This window comes from Chitinophaga sp. RAB17, from assembly GCF_052114225.1.
GTDB lineage: Bacteria > Bacteroidota > Bacteroidia > Chitinophagales > Chitinophagaceae > Chitinophaga.
The window spans coordinates 1-24,195 of record NZ_JBFREI010000007.1 but is presented as its reverse complement, the minus strand read 5'-3'; the positions used below and the strand labels follow the sequence as shown (position 1 = coordinate 24,195).

The following is a 24,195-nucleotide window of genomic DNA, read 5'->3' as shown; positions in this document are numbered from 1 at the left end:
CAAAAATAAATTAAGTACATTCATTGCTATCATCTTTAGAACTGAAAATTAAAATGAAGCAGGTATCAATCCTATTTTTCTTTTGTTTGGGTATAGCTTTCCATAGCACCGCACAGCAATCATCTTCCAGATTACCAACAGACTTAATTCAATACTTTGCAGGAAAATGGGAAGGAAAAGGCAATTTCTCCAATGGCAGGTCAATAGCTGCTACAGCCACCTTTACTATGTCGCTTGATAGCAGCTGGTTACAATATGAACATGAGGATATCCCACCCAATCGTTATAAGGCACTTTCTTTATGGGGTACAGAAAAAGATGGTTCGTTGCTTGCTTTTATATTTGATAGCTTCCAGGGACACCGGCAATTTCATGGTGACTATACACAAAAAGATAGATTGGTGCTAACTAATACAGATATTAACCAGGCAGGCAGGAAAGCCTATCAACATTTTATTTACGAAAAATTATCTCCTGCCACATTTAAGATGGCTTTTGAAATGAGCCAGGACAGCATACAATGGCGTACGGTAGATACGCTGATATTCAGGAAAATCATCTAGTACTTCGCAAAAAAGGGCCGCCTCACTGATGAGACGGCCCCTTTTTAAGTAAGCTATTTTTTAGAACTCGATATCGTCCGCTACATTTCCGCCCTGTGCCTCAGAAAAAAGTTTTTCATACTTCGCTCTGTAAGCAGCCTGCTTTCTATTGTAGCCGTCAAAATCTGCCGCTATTTCACGGTGAAGTTGTTCGTTCCAGTTACTGGCGGCAATCTGAAAGTCGCCCAGCGAAATGCCATATTGGTCCACGATCCACTGAGCACCGTCTAAGCCATAGTCGTAGGCAACCTGCCGTGCTACTTCCAGTTCATCATAAAAATCTTTGTCGGTTTTAATCTTTTCAGTATTCCCTGCGGCTGCGGGAGAAAGATTGGGCTTTACGTTGCTGAACTTCGGATGCTGATCAGCCTGACCAAAATATTGACCAAACAGGGTTACAATATGAAAGGTTTCGTCCTGTTTCATACGTTCGGGCCAAAGCAGGTTGGCTTCCTGCCATACGGGTAACTCCACCCCCAAAGCACTGGCGACATCCTGCTCACTCAGGCCACTTCCCATCTTTGCGCAGGCAGCGCTGTAATCTTCTAAGCTAATACCGTGAATGGGTGCTAATAATGGATTTTCTGACATATAGTTGATATTTAGTAATGACCAATAGCGATGTCTTTCAACAGACGTTCATAAAATTTTTCATTCTCTGCAGCCATATCCGGTACGATTTTATTCCACTCATCAAACATGGCGCGTAAATACTGTTGCTGTAATTCCGGATTTTTAGGCTGGCCTTCGGCTACTTTACGAAGATGAGCGGTTCGCTGCTCTGCCAGGCCACGTGCATTATGCAATACCATCTGCGCTTCGGTAGATGGCATAAAAGTATTCTGGGTTTGACAAAATGGGCAGCTGACATAGGTTGCAATAAAGAACATTTTAGGAATGCTGATATTGCCACCACATTGCTGACAATTGAACTCATCTTTTATCTTTTCAAAGGCGGCCAGCTGCTCCTGGTACGCTGCTTCCAGATCCTGCTCCCCTGCTGCTTCCTTTAACCGGAGGAAAGCGGCATGTAGTTTTTCTTCAAAAATATAATGCCTGTTCAGACAGGCCATCCTGAAGGTATGTAACAGGTCGTGGTATTGACGACCGGCATTGGAGGTGATAGACGGAATAGCCGCCTCGCCTGCATCAATGGTGCCAACGATTTGTTCCTCTCTCACCTGGTTAACTTTATTACGCATCTGCGATAGCTGTCCCTGCAAGCCTAACAGCATATGACCATGTGCTCTTTTATACGGATCGGTGTCTTGCTCAAAAACGGCCTTCAACTCTGGTATCGCTGCGTTACACATTTCTGCTATCCGTGTTTCCAGCTTATCAAGAAAAGCAAACCATCTTGTCTGTGTTTCATTCACACGGGCCATCAGTGCCGGGTTATCATATTTCTTCTCAAAAAAACCAAACATGAACTAAGAATTATTCTCTTTTTTGATGTGAATACCATCGGTGAGTTTTACCTCCATGAATACAAAACCACAATAGGCACAGGAAGTAAGGCCGTGCCGAAATGCTCTGCCTGCACCACAATTAGGGCAATCACGCGCATCTATACTGGCATCTTCCTTCTTTACTTCCCCACCATAATTTTTTTGCTGTAAGGCTGTTTGCTTCAGTTTTTCCAGATAGGTCAATGTCCGTTTTTTTTCTTCTTCACTCATGGATGATGTGTTATAATAATTTCAGCAATGCTTCTTTTTTAGCGGTGTATTCTGCCTGGTTAATCAGGCCTGCTTCAAAAAGATGCTTTAGTTTCCCGAGCCGGGTAGTTACATCTTCCGGTGGCGGGCCAGGTTCCGCAGGCGGAGGCACTGACTGCACCTGGTTCAGGAGGATGCCCATCGCCATGGCCTGCTGTGCTGCATTTCCGATGGCGTTGTTATCTTTATCCATCGCATTTGCCAGGCTAAACTGTGTGAACTTATTCATATCCGTAACCATATTCATGCCACTCACTTTATCGAAATGCCTGAGTACCTCTTCCGGTAACGTAGCATTGCTGATAGTGAAGCGGGTTACTTCCAGACCAAAATCAGAAAAATAAGGCTGAATGAGTGGTTGTATTTTTTCATTCAATGCAGTAAGGTTGCCCGCCACATCTACCACAGAGATATTAGCGCGGGCCAACGCTTCAGCAAATTTAGGAGCGATGAAATCTCGCAGCTGCCATTCCAGCTCCCGGATACCGAGCTGCGGGAAAGTGCCGGCATACTCCCGGAAAAATTTGACTACGTCTACAATACGAATGTTATAAGCACCAAAAGCACGTATACGCACCTGTCCGAAGCTGCTGTCGCGCATCAGTACCGGCGCGGGTGTTCCCCATTTAAGGTTGACAAACTGATGCGTATTGAAAAAATAAATATCTGCCTTATATGGACTCTGAAAGCCATATTTCCAACCTTTCAGACGGGTGAGTATGGGAATATTCGCCGTGTCCAGTGTATATTTCCCTGCAGTAAAAACATCTGCCACGCGGCCTTCATTCAGGAAAAGCACCGATTGACTTTCCCTTACTGTTAGCACTGCGCCATTTTTTATTTCTTTGTCCTCATCTGGAAACTTCCACATCAGCAGGTCCGGATCGGGGGGCACAGATTCAATGATTTCAACAAACGGTATGGTCATGTTGTCTGGGTTTAAACATTCAAAAGGTGCTGAAAATATGGCTCCTACGGGCAGCTACCCACTTCCCGTGAAATGAAAATACCAGTTTCCGGGTATTTCCCCAAGTTAAGGTTTTAATAATTTTGTGACAAGTTAACACACCTATTATTCATTTCGGAAACCATCATCTTTAAAACATGAAATATACATTACTTTTTTCGATTGCGCTCTCCACACTTCTTTACTCCTGTGGCAAGGACGACGCAACCAAAGCCCCGACTGATCAAGATATACTGAACAAAAGAATTGAAGATATCATTCCTAAAAAGTATCTCGACACGTTGAAAGTATTAGGGTTTAATATCAATGAAGGGGTAACTCCGCCTAATGTAGAAGGCACCTACGATATCCAGCCTTATATTCTTGATACCAGCAACCTGGACGTGGATGAACCCCGTGGCTACAGATTCCACGATGGTGTAGTGCGTTTATCGGGGCAAAACAACAAGGATTTCAGTATAAAACTGATTGGGGAACATTTCCTCACGGATTCAGATACCAGTATCACTACCGCCATTTCCGGCAGTGGTAATAATTTTACGGTATATGGTAAAGTAAAATCCGTATCAGGTAGCCACTCAGCCATCGCAGCCATTATTATGACGGCCACGAAAGAAGCGAATGGTCTCAGGAACTTTAAGATTGGTATTATTAACATCGACGACAGCAATGGCGGAGGCGTATTTATTCCGGAAGGAAAAGGCCGCGTAGCACATGATGCTGATTTCATTTCAGAAAAAAGAGCTGAAAAAGTGGCGCCTGCCGATCATAACAGGGAGCGCCTCTCCAAAGGCATACTGGATAAGTAGTGGAGTCCTATCTTACAATATAATAAAGGGCAGTGCGGATAAATCCCGGCACTGCCCTTTTTCTTTAACCTTCCTTAACATTAAAGCAACCCTCGTTAACCTCCTTTTGGCAGCAGTGCAGCTACTTTCGTTATCACTTACGAAGTAAACGCTGACTATGAAACAAAATTACTTACTGCTGATTGCCTGCTGTTTTGCATTTGTTGCACAAGCACAAAAAACAGGGTCCATCAAAGGAACCCTCATGGACACCATAGCTCAACAACCCGTGGCATCCGCCACGATTACGTTGTTGAAAAAAAAGGATTCCTCCCTGGTGACCTTCACCATGACCAACAACAAAGGGGACTTTGAGCTGACGGGCATCGCCGCCGGGGAATACCGCTTGCTGGTGACGCATGTAAAATATCATCCCGTGAGCCGCGCTGTTACCATTAGTGCCAGCGAATCAGACATTCATCTTCCCACCATCATCCTGCATGACCTGAACAGAACATTGGATGAAGTAGTGGTGAATGCCGAATCTCCGCCTGTTACACTGATTGGCGATACGGTACAGTATAATGCCGGCTCTTTTAAAACTATCCCTAATGCAAACGTGGAGCAACTCCTCAAAAAAATGCCGGGGATACAGGTGAATAAAGATGGGACTGTAAAAGCACAGGGACAGAAAGTAAAACGCATCCTGGTGGATGGCAAAGAGTTTTTTGGTACCGACCCAAAGATTGCTACCAAAAATCTGCCTGCAGACGCCGTAGACAAAGTGCAGGTATATGACAAGCTGAGTGATGCCGCACAGCTAACCGGTTTTGACGATGGCAACAGTGAAAAGACCATCAACCTGAAACTAAAGCAGGACAAAAAGAAAGGCTGGTTTGGAAAAGCTATGGCCGGTGGTGGTACCAACGACCGCTATGATGGAAAATTCAATCTCAACTCTTTTAAAGGCGCCCGGCAACTGTCTGCCATAGGCATGGCAAACAACACCAATGCAGAAGGCTTCTCTTTTATGGACATGATGAGTTTTAACGGAGAACTAAACCGTATGCAACAAAGTGGCAATGCCAGCTTCACGGTCAATGCAGAAGATCCTGTTTCTGCTGTGATGGGCGGCAGTAACGGCAGCGGCATTAAAACTGTGGGCGGCGGCGGATTAAACTACAATAACATCATTGGCAAAAAGATCGATTTTACCAGCAACTACTTCTACAACCACTATAACCCTCAACAGGAAAGTGATGTACAGCGACAGTACTTCCTGCCCGACTCCTCCTACTTTTACCAGCAACATACCAACAGCAATAACGTGAACAATACGCATCGGGCCAATGTGAGTGCCGATATCCAGATAGATTCTTCCCAATCGCTTAAAATAACGGCTGCTGCCGGCTACCAGGAAAATCGCAGCAGCAGTCAAAGCAACTATAAAACACTGACCGAAGATCAACAGCTGGCGAATGAAGGCTTCAGTAACAACCAATCTTCCGGAAAAGGCAGCAATGTTAGCAGTGACCTATTATACCGGAAAAGGTTTCAACGCAAAGGGAGAACCTTTTCACTCGGACTGCAAACCAGCTTCAACAATACAGAAAGCAATGGTAGCCTGCTGTCCGTGAATCACTTTTATAATCGTAAACCGGAATTTGATTCCATCTATCAGCACAATACCATCAAAGGCGACATGAAGAGTTATAATGTGCGTGCCGTATATACGGAACCGTTATTTAAAAGGTCGCTGCTTGAATTCAGCCTGGGTAGAAGCAATACCCGGAGCACGGCGAATAAAATCACCTATGATTATAATCACGGTACCGGCCAGTTCGATCACCTGAACACTGACCTTACCAATGATTTCGAAAACACCTACGGCTATACGAATGCAGGATTCCGGATACGTACCAAACAGCAAAAATTCAGTTTAGCGGCGGGGCTCAACTGGCAGCAGGCAGCCCTGGAAGGCAGGATCATGGCAGGCACTAAAGATTCCCTTGCCCGCAAAACGTTCAACAACCTGTTACCATCGCTACGGTTTCAATATAATTTCACCCGTTACCGTAACCTCAGTATCAACTATACGGCCATTACCAATCAGCCTACCATGTCGCAATTGCAACCCGTTCCTGATATCACGGACCCACTCAATATCCGGGAAGGTAACCCCTATCTGAAACAGGAGTTTTCACATCTCGCACAGCTGAGTTTCATGGCGGTAGATCCTTTCAGGAATAAAAACCTGTTCGCTTTTTTCAATCTGCAGGAAACGCAACATAAGATCGTAGACTATGATGTAGTGGATAGTTTAGGTATCAAGCACACCCGTCCGGTAAATGTAAACGGCGTGTATAACATCACCGGTACCATCAGCCTGAGTTTACCGCTGCGCTTAGTACCAGGCAGCGTCAACTTCAGCAGCAACGTAGGTTACAGCAAAACAAAACAATTTATCAATGCCGCTCCTAATAATATCCGCACATTTTCGCTGGGCCCCAATGTACGCTTTGACCTGAACCCTTCCGGTAAAATAGATGTATCCTTTAGCGGTGGATTCAATTATTACAAAACTGATTACTCGCTGCAACCAACGCTGAACACCGGCTACTTTTCGCAGCAGTATGAAGGAGAAATCAACTGGCAGTTACCTGCTGATTTTTATTTTTCTACCAACTTTACTTATACTATTAACAGCCGCCGGGCAAATGGTTATAATACCAATGTACCTTTGTGGAATGCGTCTTTCAGCCGTCAATTCCTGCGCTTCAACAGGGGAGAACTCAAATTCAGTGCTTTTGATCTGCTGAATCAAAACGTAGGTATTAACCGCAGCACCAATCAGAATTATATTGAAGACAGCCGCACGAAAAATCTGCAACGTTTTTTCCAGTTAAGCTTCACTTATAGTCTGAGTAAAAACGGTCTTTCCAGGGGCAGCGGACTACGCACCATCAGGATGATACGTTAAGCAGACAAATAAAAAAGGCTCCGGAAAAATATTTTTCCGGAGCCTTTTTATGTAGTGAATACTTTTACTGCCTGGTGCTCATTACCCGCACTCCTCCTCCGTTCCTTTGCATTTCTGCGATCATCTTATCCCGTTCTTTATTAAACTCCGCAACGGTCACTTTCTTTCCTTTGGAGGGTGCTTTAATGACCGCTACATCTGTTTTCTCAGATACCTCTGTAGCGGTATAAATGGTGCGGCCATCGTTGATGTTGATGCCCAGGATCAGACCAGGTAGTTGTCCCTGGTACTCCGGGCCGGCAGGTACCGGAATGGCCAATGTAAACCAGGCAACGATGCTGGAAGTATCAGGCACTTCTTCTGTTTTCAGCTGATCGTTTTCCATACGGATAACGGCGCGTTTACCGATGAGCTGTGCTACAGCTTCCTGGCAGGGATAGTTGAGAATGGTGGACGTTTTGCCCGTGAGCTTCCAGTTTAATTTGTGGACGCTGTCTGTCACGATATAATTCTTTGCACCGAATTCCCGTTGAGCGATCACCTGCCCTGTAGCGAAATTGTTATAGGTAACATCAGCAGCGTCCCCTACCATCATGGTGGCATGCATGGCCCCTGCGCGTTCGCTGAACTCCTCGGGCATTTCTTCGTCCATTGTTCGGCGCAGTGACTGGTCATTGCCAAACAATACTTCCAGCTTATCCTTATGTGACTGGGGTAATGCCGGTCCATCGTTTGCGGGCACCAGTCCCTCTATATGCATGTCCATTTGTATGGTGCGTTCATACAATACCCTGCCTTGTTTTTGCTGCGCATGTGCAGCAAGCAGCAGTAATCCCATAGAAAATGTTAAAATTACTTTTTTCATACCATTACCATTTAAGGAATAAAGCTATTCCCTTCCTGCTGCAACGGAGGTTAACATGCCTTTACTTAATGTTAATTTAGGTTAATGTTCTTACTGCGGGAGGAAAGTAAACGATACATTTGTCTTAGTATTGCTATTACTATCAACACATGCGCTACAAACTTTCCATACCGGTTACTGCTTTTTTGATTGCGTTAACAATCCTGCTGATTAGTGCTTTCCAGGCTTACTGGCTAAGCAAGAATTATCGCGAAGAGGAAAAGTTGTTTACCAGTCGTACCAATATTCTTTTCAGGGAAACGATTTTTCGATTGCAGGCAGCCAAGCTGAAACTGGACTCCAATATAAGTCTGCGCATACAGGACCGACAAGGCGTGATGCGCTTTTCGAATGTGCTGACGGAGAGATACCGCGACTCCACCATGCCAAGAATCGCTATGAATACTTTATCCACAGTGTCTGCCTCGTCTCCCTTGTCTCCCTTGTCTGATACGTGTCCCATTCCTGGTGTGCATGCCATTGGAGGTGTGGCCATGCCTGCTATGCCCGCTACCATGATGGTGGCACTAAAAGAGCCTCCTTTCCCTGAGAGAGATTCCTTCAATGTACAATATGCGGTCACCAGGCCGGCTCAGACAGTAAGGGTATATGATTTCCTGGCAGGAGTGGATTCCCTGCGTGATTCTATTACCGTAAAAGAAATTACTGACCGATACCACGCCGCACTGGAGCGGGAAAAGATCAACACTGATTTTGCTATTAAAGTCATCCCCGTGGATACCGGCAGATATTTCCGGACCTTCCCCGATGACTTCGAAGATAATGTGGTCACTATTGGCTTTACCCGGCCGCTGAGCTACCAGGTATTATTTCAAAACAATACCTGGTACCTGCTAAGACGTATCAGTCAACCTATACTGGTTTCGGTACTCCTGCTGGGCGTCACCATTTTTTCTTTTTTACTTTTATATAGAAATCTGAAACAGCAACAAAAGCTGGCCCAACTCAAGAATGATTTCATCAGTAATATGACGCATGAGCTGAAAACGCCCATTGCCACCGTAAGCGTAGCTATTGAGGCATTAAGGAGTTTTGATGCGCTGGATGACCGGGAAACCACCAACGAATACCTGGATATCTCCGCGCAGGAAATACAACGACTGGGTTTGCTGGTAGATAAAGTGTTGAAATTATCGATGTTTGAGAACAGGGAGATTGCCCTGAACAAAGAACAGTTTGATGTCCGGGCACTGGCCAGAGGAGTAATGGCTTCTATGAAGCTGCAATTCGAAAGACAGCTGACCGTTACGGCCCTGCAAACAACCGGTAACAATTTCATTATTACGGCCGACAAATTACACCTCACAAGTGTATTATATAATTTACTGGACAATGCTTTAAAGTACAGCACCAAAAGTCCGAATATCCTTGTTCATATCATTGATCATAAACAATATCTTGAAATTCGTGTAGTCGACAACGGTATAGGTATTGCGCAGGAATACAAAACTAAAATCTTCGAAAAATTCTTCCGGATACCCAATGGTAACCGCCATAATATAAAAGGGTATGGACTTGGACTAAGCTATGTATCGCATATTGTACAACGTCATATGGGCTTTATTGAGGTAGACAGTGAATTAGGTAAAGGCAGTACGTTCTCCGTGAAACTTCCTTTTGCAGAAGCCCCGGTAGTTTACTACGATAAAAACCGCCGGATTGTAAAGTTTAAAAAAATATGAGATGAGCATTAGAATTTTATACGTTGAAGATGAATTGTCGCTGGGTAAAATTGTGAAGACAAGTCTGCAGCGCAGAGGGTTTGAAGTAATCATGGAAAGTGACGGTGATAACGTGCTGTCGCTGTTCAAACAGGTAAACCCTACTGTGTGCGTATTAGATGTAATGCTGCCCAACAAGGATGGATTTGAAGTCGCTGCAGAAATTCGTGCCATCAATCCTGAAGTACCGATCCTGTTCCTCACCGCCAAAACACAGACTGCTGATCTCGTAAAAGGCTTTACAATGGGCGGCAATGATTATATCCGCAAGCCTTTCAGTATGGAAGAACTGATTGTGCGTATCGAAAATGTACTACGCAAAACACCTAAAACCAACACTCCTCCAGCGGATCAAATCAAAATAGGCAAGTTCCTGTTTTATACAAAGCGGCAGGTGCTGATCAGTGGCGGCGAAGAAAAGAAACTCTCTTACCGGGAAAGTGAATTGCTCCGGCTATTATATGAAAAACGTGACGGTATCATCGACAGAAAAAGTATACTCGACCTGCTTTGGGGCCATGATTCCTTTTTTAATAGTCGTAACCTCGATGTATATATTACCCGCCTGCGTACCTGTTTGAAAGATGATGAAAGCCTCCAGATCCTCACCATCAAGGGGGTTGGATACAGGTTTGTACTGGATTAAAGAAAGGTGAGCAGATGGCCGGCAATCGTTAATAAAAAAGCAAATAATATCATTATCAAAGCGGTATTGGGATTCAACAATCTGGCAAGTCTTTCCGGACTCAATACTGTATTTGCCTTCAACTTAATCGATATATAGAGTCCCACCGTACTATCAAAGAGTCCCAACAGACAATTCACCAAAACAGCTGTTACCAAACCTGCCTGCCTCGAGGCCAGGAAGCCAATGATAATATACATGGCTATGGATACAACACTCAGGTAACTGTAATTAAAGTGATACTTTCTGGAGGCGATGGCTCCCAGTATGTCGGTCACAATAATGATGATTAGGCCAGGAATTAAATAACAGGCAGCTACTAAATAGTTCATACAAAATCTATAGGTAAGGGAAAAACATCCAAAGATAAAATAATCTATTTCCCAAACAACATTTAGTAATGGATGATATTAACCACATTTAGGTAGCACTATATTCCACGGTTCCTTTATTTTCCGAAAAATATTAATTATTCCTGTTAAATTGGACTTATATAGTAGTCCTATTAAACAGAACAGATGAACAAGTTAATGATGTCCCTGGCATTGTGCGTCGCCACAATGACCTCTTACAGTCAATCGTCTCCCCATGATATGCAATTTGATAAGCTGGCCCCCCGCTGGGATGAAGCCGTACCATTAGGCAATGGGGTGCTGGGAGCCCTGATCTGGCAGAAAGGCGACCACCTGCGGTTTTCGCTCGACAGGGCCGATCTGTGGGACCTGCGGCCCATGAAAGGATTGCATCGTAAAGAATTCAGCTATCAGTGGGTCATAGGCCAGGTAAACAAAAAAGATTATACACCGGTACAACAATATTTTGATGCTCCTTATGACCGGGAACCAGCTCCTTCCAAAATTCCCGGAGGCGCTCTCGAGTTTGATACCAAAAGCTGGGGAGCCGTACAATCAGTACATCTTACGCTTTCCAATGCCCTGTGTGAAGTGCGCTGGGCCAATGGTACCCGGCTAAAAACCTTTGTAGCAGCGGATAAGCCGCTGGGGTGGTTCCGCTTCGAAAATGTGAACGCTGACGTAGTACCGCAACTGTTAGCCCCTCAATACCAGGGAGCTGTTACCAATAGCGGCGATCCCGTAGGTGGTGATGACTTATCCAGGCTGGGCTATCAACAGGGCAGCATTGTAAAAACCGGCAACAGCATCACCTATCACCAGGCTGGCTGGAATGGATTTACGTACGATATCAATGTACGCTGGAAGAAAATAAATGCCACCACAATAGAAGGCGTATGGAGTATTTCCTCACAATATCCGGGTCAACCGGTAAATGTGAAGGCAGACAAAGTAACTGCCGCCGCAGGTACTTCCGACTTCAACAGGCAGCTGACCACACATAGCAGCTGGTGGCAACGGTTCTGGAGCAAGTCCGCCATCCATGTACCCGATACCCTGCTGGAAAAACAGTGGTACCTGGAACAATATAAGTTTGGCGCGGCTGCCCGCAAAGATGCCCCGCCTATTTCCCTGCAGGCCGTATGGACTGCCGACAACGGCCGCATCGCCCCCTGGAAAGGAGATTATCACCACGATCTGAATACCCAACTGAGTTACTGGCCTTCCTATAGTGCCAATCATCTCGAAGAAGCCATGGGATATTTAAATCACCTCGAAAAGAATAAAGCTAACTACCAACGCTATACGAAAACTTATTTCGGCGCCGCCGGTATTGCCGTCCCCGGTGTTACCACCCTCGATGGTACGGAAATGGGTGGCTGGATACAATATTCCCTCTCTCCTACAGTATCGTCGTGGCTCGCACAGCATTACTACCTGCAATGGCGTTACAGCATGGATCAGCAGTTTCTGAAAGAGAAAGCATATCCCTGGCTGAAAGGCGCTGCCACCTTCCTCGAAAGCATTACTATAAAAAATGCAGATGGACACCGGCAACTGAAAATCAGCTCCAGTCCTGAAATAAATGATAACAGCCTGGAAGCCTGGTTTCCACAAAACACCAACTATGACCTGGCGCTAATGAAATTTACTTTCAGCAAAGCCGCAGAACTGGCTACCGAATTAAAACTGACCAGTGAAGCAGCCCACTGGAATAAGATACTGGCGGAATTTGATGATTTCGCACTCACGGCTAACCAGGAACTGATGTTTGCGCCTACAATGGCGTATAATCAGTCGCACCGCCACTTCTCCCATATGATGGCGATTCATCCGTTGGGCCTCATCCGTTGGGAAGATGGCGCCCAGGCACAAGCTATCATCAAAAACTCTATTCATCTTACTGATAGCATAGGCCCGGATTACTGGTGCGGTTATTCCTACTCCTGGATGGCCAACCTGAAAGCCAGGGCCAAAGATGGAGAAGGCGCCGCCAAAGACTTACAGATCTTTGCCAGGGCTTTTTGTTCTATCAACAGCTTTCACCTGAATGGAGATCAAACCAAAACAGGCTTATCCAAATTTCAGTACCGGCCGTTTACGCTCGAAGGCAACTTTGCTTTTGCTGCGGGATTACAGGAAATGCTGTTACAGAGTTATGCCGGCTTCATCGCCATCATGCCCGCTATTCCTGCTTCCTGGAGCGATGTATCGTTTGAAAACCTGCGCGCAGAAGGTGCATTTCTGCTGAGCGCAAAGAAAGATGGACAAGTAACGGAAGTAAAAATTGTGGCGGAGAAAGGCGGACATACGCGGTTGAAGCTACCGTTCAAAACCTATTTTGCCGCCAGCAATAAGGGATTCGAAATTAAGAATATCGGCGATGGCTTCCTGGAACTAACAGCCAAACCCGGAGCAGTGCTGCTGCTGAAGAATGGGTATGAGTGAGGAATTGAGAATTACGAATTACGAATTACGAATTACGAATTACGAATTACGAATTACGAATTACGAATTTAGCGGAGATAGTAAACGCGAAGATCAACATTCGCTTATATCTACTCACAAATTCGTAATTCGTAATTCATAATTCGTAATTCCCATTGGCATTCATATAATCCTCCAGCACCTGCAAGGGCATGTCTCCGTATTTCAGCAATGCATCATGAAATTTAATCAGGCTGAATTTATCTCCCAGCTGTAAAGCTAATTTCGTCTTCAGCGCTTTTAACTTCATTTCACCGATCTTATAAGACAGCGCCTGGCCCGGCATGGCCATGTATCGTTCTACTTCAGCGGTAGCAATGCTTTTACTGACAGATTCATTGGCCATCATATAAGCTATCGCTTCTTCGCGGGTCATTTTGCCGGTATGAATGGCTACATCCAATACCAATCGGATGGCCCGGTGAATTTCGTTATTCAACGCTCCCATTTTCTGATACGGATCTTTATAACATCCCAGCTGTTCTCCTAACGACTCCACATATAAAGCCCAGCCTTCGAAATAGGCGCTGAAAGTTGGTTGCCGGCGAAATGCGGGGATCTCCTTATTTTCCTGCTGGATAGCTATCTGGAAATGATGCCCGGGTATGGCTTCATGCAGAAAAGTGGCTTCCATTCCATAAAAGGTAACATTGATTTTGCGGGCATCGGGTACCGGCACATACAAGATAGCAGGCCGGCCTTCATCGAGGTTACCTTTTATGTAGAAAGGACCTCCTGATGCGGCCTCCCGATAGGCCTCCACCCTGCGTATGTTCATAGGTGTGGCAGGCTGCTGTCCGAATAACTCTTTTAAATGAGGTTGTACCCTGTTGTAGATATCCTGGTAAGCCTGCAGCACCTCTTCCGGCGTTTTAAAAGGCATCAGGCGGGGATTTGTTTTCAGATACGAAAAAAAAGCGGGTAAGGTGCCTTTAAACCCCTCCTGCTGCTGCACCAGCTCCATCTCTTTTCTGATCCGGGCCACTTCTGCCAGCCCCGTGGCATAAATTTGTTCCGGCATAAGTTCCGGTGAGGTGGTAAAGAAACGCACCCAGTACTGATAAATCCTGTTCCCGCCGGGGATGGCATTTAACCCGGCATGGGTTTGCGCTGCGGGCAGATAGATGTCTTTCAGGTAAGTAGCCAGCTTCGCATAAGCCGGACACATATTGGTGGCAATCACCTGGTGATACAAAGTGGTGAGCCGTTGCTTTTCGGCGGCACTAAAAGAGGCCGGGAACTGCGATAAAGGTTTATAAAATATATTTTTCGCAGTATCTTTTTCCGCCAGCGCTTCCAGGGAAGGAATCATTTTTATGACCAGTGCCCTGGGCAGTACCATTCCTGCATAAATACCTTTGTTGAAATTGGCGATGCAGGTATCTGTCCATTCCATGAAGGCCAGCATTCTTTCTGACCAGCGCTCATAATCGGCCACTGTTTTAAATGGCTGATCGCCACTACCTGCCCCTAACGCTGCCAGTTCCAGCGGAGTAGATACAAACTGATTCATCGGCATGTATTCCAGGTGCAAGGCTAAAGATTCCAGGCCCATATTAATTGTATAGACCAGTATATCATAAGAAATCCGGTCTGCTTCCGTCAATGCTGTCCGGTCATATTTTTTCAATTCTCCCAAATATTTCCTGTAAAATGTAGCGATAGCTGCGATATTGGGCGCACCTCCTTCAATGGCCAGTTTATTGTCGTACTGATGGTAGCCGGCTGCAGTGGCCTCCAGCGGAAAGAGCTCCATTCTTGCTTCATAATAGCTGTCAAAAAGCTGCCGGAGTTGCGGGTTGTTTTGCTGCGCCTGCAGATGACCGGCAAACAACATTCCCACTATCAGCAGCATTGTTACGATACTTCTTCTTTTAACAACAGATTCCCTTTGCATACATCTAATGATTATCCTGCAAAGGTAGCTGTCACTGCTCCCCTGAAATTGTATGCAATTAACCTGTCCGGTCAGATATTCCTGTATTGACGGGGCAATAATCCGGTGATTCGCTGGAAGGTTTTAGTGAAATGCGCCTGGTCCGTAAAACCGCATTCATAGGCAATGCTGGTGAGGGAATGATCATTTGTTCTGATCAGGGAAATGGCTTTTTCTATTTTTATCTTCCGGAGATATTCCCCCGCAGAACAGCCAAAATATCTGGAAAAATACCGGGAAATGCTAACCGGATGAAGTCCCAGCTGTTCCGCCAGAAAGGGCAGCGACAGCGGCACATTCCAATGATCGTACATAATGGTTTTTATCTTTTCTGTCCACTCCGGGAAGCAGCGAAAATCATCTTTGTAGGGATGTAGCAGCTCAATACACAACTGCGCAATAGCAATTTCCGAGTCCGTATCGTTCAGGTAATGTTCTTTCATCATCTTCATAATACCGCTGGTATTCAGTTGGGTGTTATGATCAAACATCAGGGAGGCGGGAGGATGCGACAATCCATAGGTTTTAAAAAACGCTTCCCCCGGTTCAATATTGAAGATGCGGGTCCCGGGGAGGTAATCAACATTCTGATGAGGCACACCCGGGTGATAGTACAATCCGGTGCCGGCAAACTGCCGGTCCGCCCCGTCCTTTCTGACTTCTTTGCTGCCGCCGGTAATGATATGTGAGAAATGCGGATTAACATGATAGTGCCACTCCGATGACATATCGGCAGCGAAAGAAGTTTCGCTGGTGTGAATATGCCCAAACATACGCTCCTTCACCTTTTTACCTACATAAGTGCCTGTTGCAAACTGAACTGGACGATCCCCCATGTCCTGAAATTAAAAAATATTTTATAACCTATCCACTAAGCGGCATCCGCATACTCGGGTGCGGTGGCTGCTTCCGGATGAAATTCCTTTTCACTTTTGGCAATGACAATCGTCGCTACCCCGTTGCCTATAATATTGGTGATCGCCCGGGCTTCACTCATAAATTTGTCTACTCCCAATAAAAAGGCTAATCCTTCCACCGGAATTTTATGTATGGCCGTTAAGGTAGATGCCAGCACAATAAACCCACTGCCCGTTACGCCCGCTGCCCCTTTGGAAGTAACCATCAGTATCCCTATAATGCTGAGCATTTCCCCGATACTCAGGTGTACATCATATAGCTGCGCAATAAAAATAACCGACATCGACAAATAGATAGAAGTGCCATCCAGGTTAAAGGAATACCCGGTAGGTACTACCAGTCCCACCACCGATTTACTGCAGCCCATTTTCTCGAGCTTCAGCATAATAGAAGGCAATGCAGACTCTGAAGAGGAAGTACCCAATACCAGCAACAGTTCTTCCCGGATATATTTGAGGAACTTCCAGATGCTCATCTTATAATACCTCAAAATACTTCCCAGCACCAGGAAAACAAAAATGGCCATGGTGAGATAAACAGTTCCCATTAACTTGGCTAGCGGCACCAGCGTATGCAAACCAAATTTACCGATGGTATAGGCCATGCCACCAAAAGCACCCAATGGCGCCAGGTACATCACATATTTCAATGCTTTGAAAACCAGTTTGGATAATTTACTCAGCCCTGCAACCGCTTTTTGACGGTGCCGGGAATAATTCAACAGAATACCAATAACAATGGCTGCCAGCAGCACCTGTAGCGTGAGGTTATTCAGGAAGAAGTTCAACCAATCAAAACTTTCTGTTGCCCCGGAAGTATATTTAGACGCGTTCTGGACCTGCAACCTGGACTTATCAATTCTTCCCGGCTGAATCAATAGCGCCATCAGCACTCCTGCTGCCAGGGAAATAGTGGATACCACTTCAAAATAAACGAGCGACTTCACCCCTATTCGCCCCACCTTTTTCAGGTCGTCCATGCCGCTGATTCCTAAAACAATGGTCAGAAATATGATCGGTGCTATAAACAGCTTGATGATATCGATGAAGGTTTTGCCGATAATTTCCATTTTCACGGCAGTGGCGGGCGCCAGGCTGCCCAGCAATATGCCGGCAATAATGGCGATCAGCACCCAAAAGGTGAGATTGGTAATAATACGGATATGTAATTTTCGCGGGGCGGCCGGTTGCCCCGATGAAATATTTTCAAGCATAGGTTTCTATAGATTTTGTTGAAATCATCCTTTAATTAACGAAATTCCTGTAGAAATAACGAACGTTTATTTTTATGGTAATTTATAATCATATAACTTAGTACCTTGTTTCAGGCCGCTATGGCCTGTTTTCTTACACTTCTTCCGACATTACTTATGCAACATACAAAAGGAATTTATTACAAAATAATGGTTCTTTTACTGGTATTGCCAGCATTTGCAACCGCAGCTGTCAACAAACAGGATACTACTTTTCATCCTGATCATCACCACCTTTTTACAGCAGGCGTAGCCAGCGGATTAATGGGTGGTTTATACGATGGCTTCTACTCCATTGACTCTTTAAAAACAAAAGGAGATTTTGGCCTGGGCGCACCGGATAAGCTGGATGGGGAAATCATGGTACTAAACGGAAAGTTCTACCAGACACAGTCCAGCGGCAAAACTTTTGAAATGCCCCATTCGCAGGACCTGGTTCCTTTCTGCATGGTCAATTACTTTGAAGCTAATACGGTGCTGCACGTACGAAAAAATATGAGCAAGGCCGACTTCTACCACTACCTGGACAGTCTTATGCCCAATGCAAATGGCATGTATGCCATCCATATAAAAGGTACATTTCAGTATATCAAAACACGGGCTTTCCCACCGGTAAACAAACAACCCTACCCACAGCTGGCGGGTATGCTGGACCGCCAACATTTCTTCGAATACAAAGAAAGCAGCGGCGATCTCATTGGATATCGTTTACCTGTGTACATGGACAATACCAACATCTCCGGTTATCATTTTCATTATCTATCCAACCAGAAAGATGCAGGCGGACATATCGTAGACCTGATCACCAGCGACATTATCGTGGAGATATCATTACTGGACAGCTATACGATTCAAGTACCCAGCACACCTGCTTTTAATCATTTTGATTTTAAAAAGAACAGGGAAGAAGATATTAAAAGCGTGGAACGGGGTTCGGCGAAGTAAGCGTCATTTTTGTAGTAGGATGTCCTAGTGCGCAAAAGATATAAAATCAAGCTGCGCATCATAGCAAGTACTGATACTATTCCGGATATCCTTTAACATCACCTGCACTTCATCAAAATCATTTCTATTCATATCTGCGGCGGCTTCATCTATTTCAATCGTTTTGGACACCGCGTAAATATGAGCAATTTCTTCCTTTGACAAGCTGCTGATGGCAGGAAAATCATCTATTGAAATAGGAATATCGAAAATGGGCTGCGCCTCAAAAATCTTACTGAGGTTAATGGTCAACCCATTTTCATTCAGTATTTCACAGGCCGAATCCCAATCCCGTCCATAATAAAATCCATCACACTGAGGCATTAAGTGGGTGCCTAAATAATCACAAATCACCAGCAGAACATAGCCATAAGCATAACCCATTTTTTTATTCAATCCGGTATCCGGAGGCGATTTAAACATTCCTAAAAAACCGGTGGATACTTTCCTTTCACCAGGTGGAATATATCTAAATATAATGTCTTCCAGGAGCTGGTCAAAATCATACCGATATTCAGCAGGGGTACTATCATCACGGGAATAATGCTTATATAATTTAGCTGTTTTAATTTTATCCAGCAGCTCCCGGTCTTTTGACCCAAAAACCTGCTGCACCTTTTTAATGTCAACCGCAAAAGGGATGGCTACTGTACCCATAAACTGCCCTGTTTTAAATATTTATATCAATTCTTCGTCAGCATTAAAATACACAAAAGTTGTCAAATCCTATACCTACCAACCGTCTAAAACCTGGTCCGATGAATTGCTGATCAGGTTGAAAAGTTGGGAATATCGTTTTTCAATATTCACTAAATGCCCATACACTCCCATTTGCCATTCTCAAATCCTTAATACACTCCCTTTGAATATTATCTAATGCTCAATACACTCCCTTTAGCGAATCTTCCATCTGCCCCGAAAACACGTTCCCCGGATTATCTTATATTTATAGTAATCAAAATAATCTCTTATGGCAAAGCAAATGTCTATCCTTCCCTTTACGGGAAAACTCGGTCCTCTCATTGGGTATAAGCGCAATGGCCAATACTTCCTGCGCTCCATGCCTCAAAGCGTGCAGCAAACGGCTGCTACCCGCCGCGCATCCCGGCGCTTTGGCATCGCCAGCAGGAAAGGCGCTTTTATCCGTAAGGCGTTCTACCCCCACCTGGATATCCATTGCGATGGCGGGCACATCAATCGGCTGAACAGGCTGCTCATTACTGCCGGCGATCATCATGCCGCCCTGACAGGCTTCCGCTTCAATCAGCATACCGGAATAGATCGTTTTTTTCCGGTGGCTCCCCGGCTTCTGAGTAACGGAATATTAAATATTCCCGCACAAACCATCGCTGGGTATAAAGGTATGGCTGCCCTGGAAGTAAAAGTGATCGCCACGCGTATTGATTTTACATCACGTCAGGTAGTAGGTAGCGAAACGGCTACACTCTTGATAGCCCCCGATACCACTTTCCAGGAAACAAATGTTTCACTGGATGTACCTGGAGAAGGTTCACTGGTAGTAGTTTTCCAGGTAAGAGGCTTGTACAAAGATGGCCCATCCAACAGCAGACAATACATGGCCGCCGATATCATTGCGGTGGCAGCCCCACAGGTACCCAAATATGCTAAAAAACGTACTTATCCAAAGCGGACGACATTGCTTCCCAAACTTACCTATACATACGCATATCCAGCTATCATTCAACTGGAATAAAGCGATCCTGTCCCTGGAGATATTTTGATGAATAAACCCCTTATACCAGCTTTCTTTTAATAGTACATCTCTTCCCACAGCTACAGTCAGGTACTGAAGCGGTCCTGCTATGGCCAGTGCTAACCTCCATCCGTCTTCTGATAGAATTTCATCGGAGTTATACACCCGGAACTCATCCCCGCATCAAGTCCACCTCTGCTGCACTGCTTCTATAGGTACTAAGCGGGTGCTAAGCATAGCATAACCGGATGCTACATAATGAAAGGGTAATACTGACTATAATGATGAGTGTTCCTGATGCACTAATGTCTCCCGGCAGTGCTGAGAGTTTTGCATTCCCTCTAATGGTTAGCAATAAAACATAACAAGCGGCCCTCCAATCTTTCGATTGGAAGGCCGCTTGTTTATAATGAATCCACCAATCCTTAGTGCATTGGTGTACCTTTTAATTCTTCGCTCCCTTTAATTACGCTCAACAATTCCGGGCGGGTTATTTTTTCCCGGTTCAGCACCTTATACGTAATAATGATGCTGAGCAACATGCACACGGCACCAATTAAGAAATGTATGCCAGGGAAATAGAATGGCGCTTTAGCGGAAGTGAAATAAGCAAACGTACCATTCATCATCAACGGGCCTATAATGGCAGTAAGACTCATTAAACTGGTAAGTGCTCCCTGCAATTCCCCTTGTTGATTAGGTGGTACATGGCCTGATATGACTGATTGCAGTGAGGGTCCGCAGATACCTCCCAGGCAGTAAGGGATCAGGAAAGCAAACATCATCCAGCCCTGTGTGGCAAAGGCAAACAGGACCAGCCCCAGTGTATAAAGTGATAATCCCAGGTAGATACTTTTTTCGTTACCGATTTTAGGATTAACGACCCTCGTTAACCCGGCCTGCACAGCACCTACTAGCACGCCTACTACGGCCAGGGAAATACCTACCATTGTCTCGCTCCAGTTGAAACGATAGATCGTAAAGAAGTTCCAGTTGCCCTGCACCGCCTGGGCGCCCAGGTAAATCAGGAAAAAGCTCAATGCCAGCCCGCCTATTTCTTTATGTTGGGTTAAAAATTTCAGCGAACCAAGTGGATTAGCCCTTCTCCATTCAAATGGACGTCTGTTTTCTTTACTGAGCGACTCAGGTAAGAAAAAGTAGCCGTACAAACAATTCAACAGGCAGAGTGCCGCGGCAGCATAAAAAGGAGCCCGAATACCCCAGTGGGCGAGCAAGCCTCCCAGTGCAGGTCCCAGCACAAAACCAAGACCGAAAGCAGCACCAATCAACCCAAAATTCTTGGCCCTGGATGTCTCATCTGTACTCACATCCGCAATGTAGGCGGTAGCAGTGGTAAAACTGGCACCTGTAATACCGGCAATCACCCGTCCTACAAATAACCAACCATAGGCCGGAGCCAGCGCCAGGATGATATAATCCACCCCAAAGCCGAATAAAGACAATAATAAAACAGGACGACGTCCATATTTATCACTCAGGTTGCCGATTACTGGCGCAAAACAAAACTGCGCAATCGCAAAAACGGATAATAACAATGCACCATAGGTGCTGGCCTGGTTAACCGGGATATGTTTTAACTGGGCAATCAAATCTGCCATTACGGGAATAATCAACCCCCACCCCATAATGTCAATTAGCAGCGTGACGAAAATAAAGCTAATAGCGGCTTTTTTGGACGTATGCATAGTACTTGTTTGGAAACGTAAATAGATTTCTAGTTGGATGACGACTTACATAGACTTTCTTTCTACCGGGACTTTCAGATCGTTGTGGTGAAAAGTGGCAATCTTTCTTCAAAGATATAGATGACTCACACTAATCAAAAAACTTTCCGGTCAGCATCATCGTTTTACCGGTGAAAGACTTGATATTACCGGTAAAAATGACGGAACCTGGTAGATGTTATCACACGCATCAATCATCATCACCTCACAAAGGTATTCGTTCTTCCAGGAATCAAAAGGGGGATATGAGACAATAAACGGGCTGTTTACGACATTGCCCCAAAAGCCGCTTAAATGTCCTGATTTGCCCTGTATTAGGCCCATTCACACCGCTTACTATTACGTTTGTTAGCCTAATTTTACAAGACAGCTACAGCAAAATAAAAAATGAAAATGATGGAAGAGCAGTACCCTAAAATATATTTATACAGAAGGTTGGTGCAGGCAAAACTTTTCATTGATGCGCACTACGCAGCACCTATTGACCTGGAAAATATTGCAGATGAAGCGTACTTCTCTAAATTTCATTTCATCAGGCTGTTCAAAACTATTTACCGGAAAACACCACATCAGTACCTCGTATCTGTAAGAATAGAAAAAGCAAAAGAATTACTGAAAGCCAATATGCCCGTGTCAGATGTTTGTTATGCCGTCGGATTTGAAAGCCTGGGCTCCTTTAGCAGCTTGTTTAAACGTATGATGGGCATTACGCCTTCTGCCTATTTAGCACAGCAACAAAAAATAAAAACGCAAATATTGACATCGCCATTAAACTTTATACCCGCCTGTATTGCTGATAAAAACGGTTGGTTACAATAATAGCAATTTCGGAGAAATGGAATCTCACTGGATACATTTTCTTTGTTCAAGTAATTAAAACATACAAGCCATGATCACTAAATTAACGCATGTAGGTATACATGTTATTAACCAGGACAGCGCCTACGATTTCTACGTTAACAAGCTGGGATTTAAAGTTATCACGGATGTTCCTATGGGAAAAGATACCCGCTGGTTAACCGTTTCGCCGCCTGAGCAACCGGGTTTCGAAATTGTGTTAACCCCCATCGTGGAAAGCAAACAATTCCCCAAAGAAACCATCGAAGTAGTGAAAGACCTGGTGAGAAACGGTACCTTTGGATTTGGTGTTTTTACCTGCGAAGATATCTACGCTACCTATGAGGAATTAAAAGCCAAAGGTGTTGAATTTATTAAAGCGCCTAAACAGGAGTTCTATGGACTGGAAGCATTATTCAAAGATGACTCAGGTAACTGGGCTTCGCTCGCCCAGCTGGAAAAATAAATCATCGGCCAAATGCCAGGGACTATTCCCTGGCATTTCATTTAATACGGAGCCGTGTTAGTCGGACTATGTTATATTTTTTAGCTCCAAATGCCTAAAATGTGTAAGTTAGTGGCTATTTTACCACCCTTACATCTATCTTTGGCCAATGAAAATGATTGTTGACTTTATTTCTAAGTTCACCACAGTGAGTGATGAAGATGCCGAATATCTATCCAGCTTTCTGACAGAGAAAAAATATAAAGCAAACGAGGTGATATTTAAAGGAGGCAATGTATGTGAAGCGATGTATTTTGTTATTTCAGGCTCCGCCAGATCCTTTTTTGTCAACGATCAGGGACAGGAATATACCTGGACATTCAATTTCAATGACGAAGATGCCACCTTCGAAAATTCCATTATCATAGACCATCATAGCTTCATTAACCAAACACCTTCCGCACTTACAGTAGAAGTGATCAAGGACCTGGACGCGGTAGAGCTGCAGTACAAAGACTTTGAAATTATGATGGCTGCATCCGCCAAAATGCACGACATCGTAAAAATATTTACCGACAACGGGTTTAGCTATACGTATCAGCGCGCTTTCAACCTATTTACAAAATCCGCCAAAGAGCGCTACCTCCAATTGTTAAAAGAAACGCCTTATTTGTTAAATAAGTTCTCCCACTACTACATTGCTTCCTACCTGGGCATTGCTCCACAGAGCTTAAGCCGCTTAAGAAGAGAAATTATGAACGGAGGTTGATTTCTTCACATTTGTGAACGAAAAGGAGATAGGGAAGATTTATTTTTGTTGCGTAAAGCAGGAGACATCAATTCTCCCCTAACAATTTTTCATCACATATCAACGTATAGAAATGACAGCTATTCTGATATTCTTTTGTGTGCATTGGTTCTTTTCATTGTTCTTTCACACTTTCTATTTACATAGGTATGCATCTCACCAGATGTATACTACCAGTAAATTCTGGGAACGTTTCTTTTATTTCAGTACCTGGTTTTTCCAGGGTTCATCATACCTGATTCCAAGAGCTTATGGCGTTATGCACCGCATGCACCATGAATTCAGCGATACCGAGCACGATCCGCATTCTCCACACTTCTTTAAAGACGT

22 protein-coding genes and 1 pseudogene are annotated in these 24,195 nt (G+C 44.7%); 12 read left to right on the top strand and 11 right to left on the bottom strand.

Annotated features, from left to right (window positions below; genetic code table 11):
* The first annotated feature begins 53 nt into the window (after positions 1 to 53).
* Entirely contained in the window at positions 54 to 563 is a 510-nt protein-coding gene (locus AB4Z08_RS22365; RefSeq protein ID WP_441576010.1) for a hypothetical protein, read from the top strand.
* A gap of 60 nt (positions 564 to 623) precedes the next feature.
* Here AB4Z08_RS22365 and AB4Z08_RS22360 read toward each other — a convergent pair whose 3' ends face one another.
* From AB4Z08_RS22360 to AB4Z08_RS22345, 4 genes are read right to left on the bottom strand one after another with little or no spacing between them, the layout of a single operon-like run.
* Positions 624 to 1,193, bottom strand: coding sequence for a DUF6620 family protein (locus tag AB4Z08_RS22360; protein ID WP_441576009.1), 570 nt, complete (start codon positions 1,191 to 1,193; stop codon positions 624 to 626).
* An 11-nt stretch (positions 1,194 to 1,204) separates the two neighbouring features.
* Positions 1,205 to 2,029: a hypothetical protein gene (locus AB4Z08_RS22355; RefSeq protein ID WP_441576008.1), complete on the bottom strand. Its 825-nt coding sequence runs from the start codon at positions 2,027 to 2,029 to the stop codon at positions 1,205 to 1,207.
* A gap of 3 nt (positions 2,030 to 2,032) precedes the next feature.
* A complete protein-coding gene (locus AB4Z08_RS22350; protein WP_441576007.1) occupies positions 2,033 to 2,281 on the bottom strand; it encodes a hypothetical protein in 249 nt (82 codons plus the stop codon).
* A 10-nt stretch (positions 2,282 to 2,291) separates the two neighbouring features.
* Positions 2,292 to 3,248 carry an SPFH domain-containing protein gene (locus tag AB4Z08_RS22345; protein ID WP_441576006.1) on the bottom strand — a complete coding sequence of 319 codons (957 nt, stop codon included), beginning with the start codon at positions 3,246 to 3,248 and terminating at the stop codon, positions 2,292 to 2,294.
* 176 nt (positions 3,249 to 3,424) lie between these two features.
* Here AB4Z08_RS22345 and AB4Z08_RS22340 point away from each other — a divergent pair, with 176 nt between their 5' ends.
* Together AB4Z08_RS22340 and AB4Z08_RS22335 are read left to right on the top strand one after the other, a co-directional pair.
* Positions 3,425 to 4,096, top strand: coding sequence for a hypothetical protein (locus AB4Z08_RS22340; protein ID WP_441576005.1), 672 nt, complete (start codon positions 3,425 to 3,427; stop codon positions 4,094 to 4,096).
* 157 nt (positions 4,097 to 4,253) lie between these two features.
* Complete coding sequence (locus AB4Z08_RS22335; protein WP_441576004.1) at positions 4,254 to 7,055, top strand: outer membrane beta-barrel protein; 2,802 nt, start codon at positions 4,254 to 4,256, stop codon at positions 7,053 to 7,055.
* A 64-nt stretch (positions 7,056 to 7,119) separates the two neighbouring features.
* Here AB4Z08_RS22335 and AB4Z08_RS22330 read toward each other — a convergent pair whose 3' ends face one another.
* Positions 7,120 to 7,920 (bottom strand): GLPGLI family protein, encoded by an 801-nt coding sequence (locus AB4Z08_RS22330; RefSeq protein ID WP_441576003.1) that lies wholly within the window; start codon positions 7,918 to 7,920, stop codon positions 7,120 to 7,122.
* Between the two features lie 149 nt (positions 7,921 to 8,069).
* Here AB4Z08_RS22330 and AB4Z08_RS22325 point away from each other — a divergent pair, with 149 nt between their 5' ends.
* Together AB4Z08_RS22325 and AB4Z08_RS22320 are read left to right on the top strand one after the other, a co-directional pair.
* The gene (locus AB4Z08_RS22325; RefSeq protein WP_441576002.1) at positions 8,070 to 9,662 is read left to right on the top strand and encodes a sensor histidine kinase; all 1,593 of its coding nucleotides are present in this window, start codon (positions 8,070 to 8,072) and stop codon (positions 9,660 to 9,662) included.
* A 1-nt stretch (position 9,663) separates the two neighbouring features.
* Positions 9,664 to 10,347 (top strand): response regulator transcription factor, encoded by a 684-nt coding sequence (locus AB4Z08_RS22320; protein ID WP_441576001.1) that lies wholly within the window; start codon positions 9,664 to 9,666, stop codon positions 10,345 to 10,347.
* On the opposite strand, the gene AB4Z08_RS22315 is transcribed toward AB4Z08_RS22320, so the two are convergent.
* Positions 10,344 to 10,718 (bottom strand): hypothetical protein, encoded by a 375-nt coding sequence (locus AB4Z08_RS22315; RefSeq protein WP_441576000.1) that lies wholly within the window; start codon positions 10,716 to 10,718, stop codon positions 10,344 to 10,346. The two genes, AB4Z08_RS22320 and AB4Z08_RS22315, sit on opposite strands and share 4 nt — an antisense overlap.
* A gap of 186 nt (positions 10,719 to 10,904) precedes the next feature.
* Between AB4Z08_RS22315 and AB4Z08_RS22310 the strand changes: the two genes are divergently transcribed.
* Positions 10,905 to 13,187, top strand: a complete 2,283-nt coding sequence (locus AB4Z08_RS22310; RefSeq protein ID WP_441575999.1) for a glycosyl hydrolase family 95 catalytic domain-containing protein — start codon at positions 10,905 to 10,907, stop codon at positions 13,185 to 13,187.
* Between the two features lie 136 nt (positions 13,188 to 13,323).
* Here AB4Z08_RS22310 and AB4Z08_RS22305 read toward each other — a convergent pair whose 3' ends face one another.
* From AB4Z08_RS22305 to AB4Z08_RS22295, 3 genes are all read right to left on the bottom strand, one after another.
* Entirely contained in the window at positions 13,324 to 15,123 is a 1,800-nt protein-coding gene (locus AB4Z08_RS22305) for a DUF885 domain-containing protein (protein WP_441575998.1), read from the bottom strand.
* 71 nt (positions 15,124 to 15,194) lie between these two features.
* Complete coding sequence (locus AB4Z08_RS22300; protein ID WP_441575997.1) at positions 15,195 to 15,998, bottom strand: helix-turn-helix domain-containing protein; 804 nt, start codon at positions 15,996 to 15,998, stop codon at positions 15,195 to 15,197.
* A gap of 35 nt (positions 15,999 to 16,033) precedes the next feature.
* On the bottom strand, positions 16,034 to 17,293 hold the full coding sequence (locus AB4Z08_RS22295; RefSeq protein ID WP_441575996.1) for a cation:dicarboxylate symporter family transporter: 1,260 nt from the start codon (positions 17,291 to 17,293) through the stop codon (positions 16,034 to 16,036).
* Between the two features lie 189 nt (positions 17,294 to 17,482).
* Here AB4Z08_RS22295 and budA point away from each other — a divergent pair, with 189 nt between their 5' ends.
* Positions 17,483 to 18,277, top strand: coding sequence for an acetolactate decarboxylase (gene budA / locus AB4Z08_RS22290; RefSeq protein ID WP_441575995.1), 795 nt, complete (start codon positions 17,483 to 17,485; stop codon positions 18,275 to 18,277).
* 24 nt (positions 18,278 to 18,301) lie between these two features.
* On the opposite strand, the gene AB4Z08_RS22285 is transcribed toward budA, so the two are convergent.
* Positions 18,302 to 18,973: a DUF7691 family protein gene (locus AB4Z08_RS22285; RefSeq protein WP_441575994.1), complete on the bottom strand. Its 672-nt coding sequence runs from the start codon at positions 18,971 to 18,973 to the stop codon at positions 18,302 to 18,304.
* A 313-nt stretch (positions 18,974 to 19,286) separates the two neighbouring features.
* Here AB4Z08_RS22285 and AB4Z08_RS22280 point away from each other — a divergent pair, with 313 nt between their 5' ends.
* Positions 19,287 to 20,030 carry a hypothetical protein gene (locus AB4Z08_RS22280; RefSeq protein ID WP_441575993.1) on the top strand — a complete coding sequence of 248 codons (744 nt, stop codon included), beginning with the start codon at positions 19,287 to 19,289 and terminating at the stop codon, positions 20,028 to 20,030.
* 425 nt (positions 20,031 to 20,455) lie between these two features.
* Here the strand turns inward: AB4Z08_RS22280 and AB4Z08_RS22275 are convergent, their stop codons facing one another.
* Positions 20,456 to 21,736, bottom strand: coding sequence for a TCR/Tet family MFS transporter (locus AB4Z08_RS22275; RefSeq protein ID WP_441575992.1), 1,281 nt, complete (start codon positions 21,734 to 21,736; stop codon positions 20,456 to 20,458).
* Positions 21,737 to 22,168: 432 nt separating this feature from the next.
* On the opposite strand from AB4Z08_RS22275, the gene AB4Z08_RS22270 reads away from it, so the two are divergent.
* From AB4Z08_RS22270 to AB4Z08_RS22255, 4 genes and pseudogenes are all read left to right on the top strand, one after another.
* Entirely contained in the window at positions 22,169 to 22,594 is a 426-nt protein-coding gene (locus tag AB4Z08_RS22270) for a helix-turn-helix domain-containing protein (protein WP_441575991.1), read from the top strand.
* A 70-nt stretch (positions 22,595 to 22,664) separates the two neighbouring features.
* A complete protein-coding gene (locus AB4Z08_RS22265; protein WP_441575990.1) occupies positions 22,665 to 23,078 on the top strand; it encodes a VOC family protein in 414 nt (137 codons plus the stop codon).
* A 148-nt stretch (positions 23,079 to 23,226) separates the two neighbouring features.
* Complete coding sequence (locus AB4Z08_RS22260; RefSeq protein ID WP_441575989.1) at positions 23,227 to 23,826, top strand: Crp/Fnr family transcriptional regulator; 600 nt, start codon at positions 23,227 to 23,229, stop codon at positions 23,824 to 23,826.
* A gap of 112 nt (positions 23,827 to 23,938) precedes the next feature.
* Positions 23,939 to 24,195: pseudogene (locus tag AB4Z08_RS22255) on the top strand (acyl-CoA desaturase); the annotation flags it as partial.